This is a genomic window from Microcoleus sp. OTE_8_concoct_300 (genome assembly GCF_031383065.1).
GTDB lineage: Bacteria > Cyanobacteriota > Cyanobacteriia > Cyanobacteriales > Microcoleaceae > Microcoleus.
Genome location: NZ_JANMZH010000828.1, coordinates 1 through 3,406, shown reverse-complemented (window position 1 = coordinate 3,406; position 3,406 = coordinate 1). Strand labels below are relative to the sequence as shown.

At 46.2% G+C, this 3,406-nt stretch carries 1 protein-coding gene; it reads left to right on the top strand.

The window, feature by feature from the left end:
• The first annotated feature begins 282 nt into the window (after positions 1–282).
• Complete coding sequence (locus tag ACUVJL_RS36700; RefSeq protein WP_445250320.1) at positions 283–1,944, top strand: alpha/beta hydrolase; 1,662 nt, start codon at positions 283–285, stop codon at positions 1,942–1,944.
• Positions 1,945–3,406: the final 1,462 nt, after the last annotated feature.

Here is a 3,406-nt window from a genome sequence, read left to right as displayed (position 1 = left end):
TTTAATGTGAAGTTGCACATATCTCGATCCCCCTAAATCCCCCTTAATAAGGGGGACTTTGATGGGAATCTTGTCCCCCCCTTATTAAGGGGGGCTAGGGGGGATCGGATTCTATGCAGCCTCATAAAAAATTGGTATAAGTAGGCAATAGAAGCATTATCGATCGACAAATAAATATACCTAGAGGCAAAGCCTTTCGCACCCCGATCGAGATAATTTCTCAGTATATAGGACAATTTTGAGAATATGGCGCTCTAGTCTCTCTAGTTCAATAAGGTAAAAATGAGCATCAGACCAACTTTCAGATGGTTTTCTTCGGTGGCGAGTGTTTTGGGATCGATCGCTACCGACACTTTCAGTGCTGTGACATCCCCTGTAAAACCTGCTGAAACGGTTGTTGTTGTCCGAAAATGTATTTTAGAATTGTCAATATCAGTTGCAGATTTGCGCGAACTCGCAGAAACAGGAAAAGTCCCCGAAAAACTGCAAGCTTACGCCAATCTCCTGTCTGACGAACAGCGCAGTCAAATCGTTCGAGCGCTGCAAGCAAAAATTCCCCTAAATGTAGTCGCCCTGACCAACTTGCTAAATACGGCAATCGGCACTGCGATCCTGACGGATTTGAGTACAGTCATACCCAGGCGCGACGGTGCCGGTGTGGAAGCGCTGCGAGCTGCTCTGCTGCAAGGAGCGAACGCGCCCTCCGGCTTATCGGTATTGAGTTTCATTGAAGCTTATCCGAGCTCGCGGATATTGGTGGATCTCCCTCGAGCTTTCTCGGTTTTGGGAAATTTGAACGTAAGTTTTTGGCAAACTCAACGGTTTATGGCGGCGATCGCACCTCAGTTAGCAGCGGTTGAACCCGCCCTGAACCTGCCTTTGGATCCCACCCAAGCCGGCCCTAATTCCGTGCGGGTACGGGCCCTAGATTTGAACGATAGCGCTCGCAATCGGCGCATTCCGGTTGATGTGTACTGGTCGAGAGCTGCGACAGCCGACAAACCGACGATCGTCTTTTCTCACGGTTTAGGTTCTGTGCGCACGGATTTGCGCTATTTAGCCGAGCATTTGGCGTCTTACGGCTATGTGGTAGCTGCTTTAGAACATCCCGGAAGCAATGAAACGAACACCAATGCTGCGATCGCGGGTAAGTCTGCCTTGCTAGCTCCTCAAGAGTTTTTAGACCGTCCCAAAGACATCAGTTTTGTGCTCGACGAACTGACAAAATTGAACCAAACTGATGATAATTTGCACGGGAAAATCGCGATCGACCGATCGATAGTAATTGGCTATTCCTTCGGCGGATCCACAGCCTTGTCCTTAGCCGGCGCCGAACTGCAATTGAGCCGACTCAAACACAGGTGTCAGGGGGATTTGATTGGGTTCAGCTTGGGCGAAGGCATTCAGTGCGCGGCGGCCGGATTGCCCGCAGAACGGTATCAATTGCGGGATGCGAGGATTAAAAGGGCGATCGCCATGAATCCTATTACATCATTATTATTTGGAGAAACGGGTTTGAGTGCAATTCAAATTCCCACCTTAATAGTAGCATCTTCTGCAGACAAAACAACTCCCGCCTTAGTCGAACAAATTGCGGGCTTTCCGAAAATTACCTCTCCTAAATGGCTAGTCGGTTTTATAGGAGGAACCCACTTAAGCGTCAAAGATCCGAGTACAACTTTAGGTCAATTTCGCAGACCTAGCACAGTAATTGCCGGCGATGAACTTGTCGGCGACAAAGCTGTTAGCATACGCAATTATATTAAAGCTGTAAGTTTGGCTATGGCCGCTCAACTGACTGCTGAAGCTGACACATATGCAGTCTTTCTAACGCCAGAATACGCGCAATTTGCTTCGACCCATGCAATGCCGGTGCGGCTGGTAACAGAATTTACCCCGGAAACTAATGCAATCCTGCAAACTTTTATTCAAGGGCATAAGTAGTCAGTAGTCAGTAGTCAGTAGTCATTAGTCATTAGTCAGTAGTCAGTAGTCAGTAGTCATTAGTCAGTAGTCATTAGTCAGTAGTCATTAGTCATTAGTCAGTAGTCATTAGTCAGTAGTCATTAGTCAGTAGTCATTAGTCAGTAGTCATTAGTCAGTAGTCAGTAGTCAGTAGTCAGTAGTCAGTAGTCAGTAGTCATTAGTCATTAGTCATTAGTCATTAGTCAACTGTCAACCGTTAACAGTCAACAGTCAACCGTCAACCGTCAACCGTCAACAGTCAACCGTCAACAGTCAACCGTCATTAGTTATTAGCTAATAACTAATAATTAAGACTTGTCGTAATATCAAATAAGGTAACATCAGAATTATACTTGAGTGCGAGCCGGACGATCGCTCCTGAGAAGGCGCAGCCAAGCGGGACCCTCCCACTGCACTCGGAAAATTATGATTGCGATGTCAGCGGAAACGATATTACGACTAGCAGCCTTGCCTTTTGTATACCCGCCCACTTCGCCCAGGGGCCTATTTTTATTCTTGAGCCGTTGCTGATATTTTTTGTCCGTGCAAGGGCAAAATATAACAAAGCGCATTCACAAACTCTACTCCCAAACTGCGATGCCTAAAAAAAATCTTATCCCGCTGTTGATTCTGTTTATAGCGCTGTTTACCCTTTACGGTGACACTTTAACTTTTCTGCCCAAACCTGTAAGAGATACTAGCGTGGCCAGTCGAAAGTTCTTCGTCGGGTTGTGGCCCAAGTGGCTGAGGCCGAGAGATTCCAACGAGCAAAGGCAACGGCAAATTGAGAAATTGGAAAAAAGTCCTAGTCCCAGTCGATAGTTTTGAGCTACCAGCGAGAAACCCGGTTTCTCTAACAATACCTAGCCATTTTCTTGTATAGCAATCCTTGCAGGAGTCATTAATTTTTTCCCCCACCCCAACCCTCCCCGAGCTCGCGGTCCGGGAGTAAGAAATTTACAAATGATTTAGGATTGCTATAGGTTGGGTTTCGCTTCGCTTAACCCAACAGTACGATTTTAGATTTGGGGTTTTAGATTAGAGATTTTTTATCCAATCTCTAATCTGTAATCGAGTGAAATACCCAAACTAAACGGAGTACCGTTATAATTTGGGCTTCGTGTCTCGTTTGCCGTCGCTCTATTGGGGATATTCATTGCTGAATATTCGTCATCAAAGACGATCGGAGTCTTACACAGCATCTCTGGGCTTTTACGCCCTTTATCCCCTCCTAGGGAACCCACGCAGAAGTCCTATTTCCTAAGACCAAAAACTCTTTTCGTACAACAAACATGGGTTGTTTTTTACAGCAGGGCATACCATACTAACCAGCGGTCTGCCTTTTCCTCCTTTCTCTCGCAGTTTCCCGGTAAGCATATTACTGCTACTATGACCGTTTTGTTATTACAGCCGAGTGAGTGGGTCGCAACCATCTATATAT

Bases quoted from the DNA above. Each gene is read 5' to 3' on its own strand.
- ACUVJL_RS36700 (WP_445250320.1), top strand. From the start codon at position 283: ATGAGCATCAGACCAACTTTCAGATGGTTTTCTTCGGTGGCGAGTGTT.